This window comes from Candidatus Planktophila sp., assembly GCF_040402315.1.
Classification (GTDB): Bacteria; Actinomycetota; Actinomycetes; order Nanopelagicales; family Nanopelagicaceae; genus Planktophila.
In genome coordinates, this window is the sequence record NZ_JBBAMU010000044.1 from 1 (window position 1) to 4,671 (window position 4,671).

General features: G+C 48.6%; 5 protein-coding genes. 3 read left to right on the forward strand and 2 right to left on the reverse strand.

Annotated features, from left to right (window positions below):
* Nucleotides 1–65: 65 nt before the first annotated feature.
* Nucleotides 66–464 (reverse strand): DoxX family membrane protein, encoded by a 399-nt coding sequence (locus AC9UEP_RS05650; protein WP_509544947.1) that lies wholly within the window; start codon nucleotides 462–464, stop codon nucleotides 66–68.
* Between the two features lie 105 nt (nucleotides 465–569).
* On the opposite strand from AC9UEP_RS05650, the gene AC9UEP_RS05655 reads away from it, so the two are divergent.
* On the forward strand, nucleotides 570–974 hold the full coding sequence (locus AC9UEP_RS05655; RefSeq protein ID WP_509544949.1) for a thiol-disulfide oxidoreductase DCC family protein: 405 nt from the start codon (nucleotides 570–572) through the stop codon (nucleotides 972–974).
* Here AC9UEP_RS05655 and AC9UEP_RS05660 read toward each other — a convergent pair.
* Complete coding sequence (locus AC9UEP_RS05660; RefSeq protein ID WP_509544952.1) at nucleotides 971–2,461, reverse strand: cryptochrome/photolyase family protein; 1,491 nt, start codon at nucleotides 2,459–2,461, stop codon at nucleotides 971–973. The genes AC9UEP_RS05655 and AC9UEP_RS05660 overlap by 4 nt on opposite strands.
* 91 nt (nucleotides 2,462–2,552) lie before the next feature.
* Here AC9UEP_RS05660 and AC9UEP_RS05665 point away from each other — a divergent pair, with 91 nt between their 5' ends.
* Entirely contained in the window at nucleotides 2,553–3,755 is a 1,203-nt protein-coding gene (locus AC9UEP_RS05665) for a LolA family protein (RefSeq protein ID WP_509544954.1), read from the forward strand.
* Nucleotides 3,755–4,671: ABC transporter ATP-binding protein (locus AC9UEP_RS05670; RefSeq protein ID WP_509544956.1), on the forward strand; the 917-nt coding region annotated here is incomplete at its 3' end. The genes AC9UEP_RS05665 and AC9UEP_RS05670, both read left to right, overlap by 1 nt.

Below are 4,671 nucleotides of genomic sequence, written 5' to 3' on the forward strand. Positions count from 1 at the left end.
GAAGATTTAGCTGTGAAGTTAGAGGCTGCTGGCTTTCCACACGCCTCTGAATTTGTGAAGAATAACTAAGTACTTTTCTTCGCATTTAAGATGGGGGTAAGTCTGCCTCCCACTGCCATCGCTGCTCCAATGAGAACCAAGTTCTTTACGATGTACTGACCTTCCAGCGTTAAGTTAAACGGTATTGCTATAAAACATACCTCGGGGAGCAGGACTAGCGGTAAGAAGGTGCCGGGCATTTGTAGGGCAAGCAGAAATAGCCCAACTCGGATAAATGAAGGCACCAGCAGACAGAGGCCGATTGCGGCCTCCCAAATACCCAAAATGGGAATGAAAATATCTGGGTTAAACCAGTAGACGGTTTTTGTAATGAGATCGTTAGCTGGGCTATCACCAAAAACTTTCAGCACGCCAAACCAAATGAAGACAATGCCGAGTGAGATTCGAAGCGCGGGCAAACTCACCTTATTCAAAAATGTAATCAGATTAAGGTCAAACTTTTTAATATCGCTTAATTCACGTAACTGCATTTTCAGTTCTCCATTCGCACTGATTAGATTCTACTCGCCTTGAACTCACTAGATGAGTTAGAATTCTGGAGCGTGAAGATATGGGGTGACTCACAGATGGTTGAGATAACAGTCATTTATGATGGTCAGTGCCAGTTATGTAAAAACTCCATTTCTTGGATAAGTAAGAAATTAGCCATTACCGCACTAGATTTTCACAAAGCAGACCTTGCTCAATTCCAATTGAGCACAGAGCAATGTTCGCGTGAGGTCTTTGTCATTACTGAAGGTAATCGTTACAGCGGAGCGCAAGCGGTTGCCTTCCTACTTAAGGCCAGAGGTAACAGGGTCCTTTCAGCCCTGATAAGTATTTCTGGCCCCGTTGGCCGCGCTGGCTATCGCTGGGTGGCCGGTAATAGAAACTCATGGCCGGTAAAGGCTCTTTCGCATCTTCTTAAAAGTTAGATATCGCCCTGTTCTAAGCCCTGTAAGACTTCCTGCGCGCGCATCTTCAACTCAGGTAAATCACTTAGGCGCTTGAGACCAAATATCTGCTGGCTCATGCGATGGTTTTTTGCAAATGTATCTTTATGACGATCGAGAAAATCCCAATACAAGGTTGTAAAGGGACATGCTTTTGCACCAACTCGTAACTTTGGGTCATAGCTACATGCCTTGCAGTAGTTAGACATGCGCGAGATATAAGCACCACCTGCGGCATAAGGCTTAGTCATCATCTTTCCGCCATCGGCATGCACTCCCATACCAATCACGTTGGGGACCATTACCCATTCGGTGGCATCGATAAATACTTCCCGCATCCAATCGAGAAATTCTTGCGGGTTGGTACCGGTGACCAGCGCTAAGTTGGAGAGCACCATCAGCCGCGGAATGTGATGCACCCAGGCACGATCTTGGATATCGCCCACAATCTCCTTCATGCAGTTCATCTGCGTGGCAGACGGATCAGAAAAGAGTGGCAGTAGTTTTCTGGTGGCAGCTAACTGATTGTTATTACGGTAATCAGGGCCCAGAAACCAATACATGCCATTGACATACTCGCGCCAGCCAATGAGCTGGCGGATAAAACCTTCTGCTGAGGCGATGGGAATATCACCTGTCTTAAATGCCTTCATCGCAGCGTGAATGACTTCGGTGGGATGTAAGAGGCCGTTGTTCAGATATGGAGAGAGAAGTGAGTGATGCAGCGCCCAATTATCGGTGGTCATGGCATCTTCGAGTGGGCCAAATTCAGCGAAATGATTTTCAATAAAGTTTTTCAGCGCCTTCAGTGCACCCTTGCGAGTAGTGGCCCAGGTTGGGGTGGCGGTAAATGAAAGTTCACTCGCTACTTCAAGATCAATCTCATCTCGCTTCTGTTCCAGATAAGCCGGTCCCTCATATTTCTTAGGCGGTGGCAGTCGATTCTCCTTATCAAAATTCCAGGCACCACCTTCAGGCTCTTTGCCATCCATCAGAACATTTAGCCGGGTGCGCTGCTTGCGATAGAAGTTCTCCATCAAATATGACTTTTGCTCATCAGCCCATTGTGCAAAGAGCGGGCGAGGAGTTAAGAAGAAATCATTCTCAACAAATTCTGCGCCATAGCTTTGAAGCGCTTCATACTGCCTAAAAGAGCTTGGCTCGGCGCAGATGACGGGAAGTGCTGCATATTTCTTTGCAATCTCTTTCAAGCCATCGATCGTGGTCGGCGCTTTAACGTATTCCACGGTGAAGCCTTCGGTCTCTAATGATTGTGCAAAGTGGCGAGCGCTAGAGATAAGAAAGAAGAGCCGCTCTTGATGCCAATTGCGCCCGGTCGTCATGCGAGCGCTTTCGACCATGACAATCAGATCAGTGGCTGGGTTGGCCTCTTTTAAGGCGCCAAAGTTGCGATGCAGATGGTCGAAGGGGATATAGATAATCCGCTTGAGTGCATCTTTCTTGGACATGAGGGCAATGGTAGGTCAGTGCGCTCGAGGTCACAGCGTGGGGGAGGCCTTTGAAGTGGAGAGGTCCGGGGGAGTTCCTTATTATTTAGCCATGAAGCGAAATATCCTCCGCTGGATTCCAGCAATTATGGCACCGGTACTTGTTGCAGGAACCGCAATTGGTTTCTCGGTCTCAGCCAACGCTGCCATCGACCTTCCCGATAAGAGCGCCTCGCAAATTTTGCAATTGATTAACACCAACCCAGAGATTGCATTCTCCGGCAAGGTCACTAAAAAAGCTCAGCTTGGGCTGCCGCCGATGAACATCATCCCGGACATCTCACAAGCGATGGTCGATGAAGCGGCGAAGAACATGCCAAAAGAGATGACTGAATTCTTACCGCAAGCCAGTGCGCAAGGCGAACTCGCGCTCGCACTTGAATTTGCAGCCGGAACACATGTGGCAAATATCTATGTCGATGGCACAAGTAAGGCGCGCCTGCAGGTGCTAGATATGGCAGCAGAGCGCAACTTTATTCGTAGCGGTTCTGATCTCTGGTTCTATGATTCAAGTAAGCAGATTGTTAAGCACTCAGTGGTTAACGAAGCAGATGAGAAAGATGCCAAAAAGCAGGCAACTGACTTCTTCAATGCCAACTCTTCAGAGCTAGCATTTGATGCAACATCACCTGCTGCAGTTGCCGACTACTTCTTATCGCAAGCCGGCCCGCAGACAACATTTACCGTGGGCAAAGATGCCAAGGTTGCAGGACGCGGCGTCTATCAAATCACCGCAACTCCTCGTTCTGCAGGCTCACTCGTTGCATCAGTAACAATTTCAGTTGATGCAGCCACCGGCTTGCCGCTGGCAGTTGTCGTAAATGCTGTTGGTCAATCAAATCCAGCATTTGAAATTGAATTTAACTCAATTACTTTCGCGCAGCCAGCGGCAGCAAACTTTAACTTCACAGTCCCAGCAGGGGCTAAGTTGATAGAGGTCCCACTTCCAACTCAAAGCGACCTTGCTAAATACACTGGTAAGAAAGCAACAGCTGCCCAGGAATCACAAGCAAAGGCTGAGGCGGAAAAGCTCAAAGCACAAGGATGGGCTGCAGTTCTAGAAGTTCCAGCGACTATGGTTCCAGCAGAAATCACAGTGCTGAAGGCAAATAAGCTCTATACCGAAATCACTACACCCGTTGCTGGTGGTCGCGTATTTAGCACAGCGCTACTGAACGTCTTGATTGCCAACGACGGTCGAGTATTTGCTGGATCAGTTACTATTCAAAAACTTCTTGAAGCAGCCGCTAAGTAGTGATTGCTAGCGTTGACCCGCAGTACGCAATATTTACTTCGGGGCTAACAAAGAGTTTTGGAAAGCACAACGCGGTAGATGCAATAGATCTGCGCGTTCCCAGAGGTTCGGTCTTCGGTTTTCTCGGGCCCAACGGATCGGGTAAAACAACAACAATTCGCATGCTCCTTGGCCTGGCAAATATCTCTTCCGGGCAAGTTTCAGTACTGGGCTCAGCAATTCCAGATGACATAGGCATCGCACTTCCTAAGGTGGGAGCACTTGTTGAAGGCCCGGCCTTTTATCCTTACCTTTCTGGTCGCGATAATCTGGTTCGCTTTGATGCAGCCGATCGCCATGCGCCACCTGAAACACGAGCGGCGCGAGTAGACGCGGCACTTGTGCGAGTTGGTCTTACCCAAGCTGCTGGCAAGAAAGTGCATGCATATTCACTGGGTATGAAGCAGCGGCTAGGAATTGCCAACGCATTACTGCAACCCCGCGATTTACTTGTTCTAGATGAACCCACCAATGGACTTGATCCGCAAGGCACGCGCGAAGTGCGCAACCTCATTCGCTCTTTAGCACTTGAAGGAATAACCATCTTTATCTCAAGTCATTTACTTGTTGAGATCGAACAGATTTGCACACATTTAGCAGTGATGAGCCAAGGCAAGATTGTGGCCCAGGGTAGTGTGGAAGAGCTCTCTGCTGGCGAAGAGCAAAATCTCACCGTGATTACCTCAGATACTGAATTAGCAGTACAAGGGTTGAAATCACTGGGCATCAACGGCGTCATTGACGGCAAGAGCGTGCGCGCACTTATTGCCGCAGGTGCGCATAAGCCAGAAAACATTCTGAAATCACTCGTCGATAAAGGAGTGGGCGTAAAGGGATTTACCTTGCTCGCCCCCACTTTAGAAGAGCGCTTTGTGCT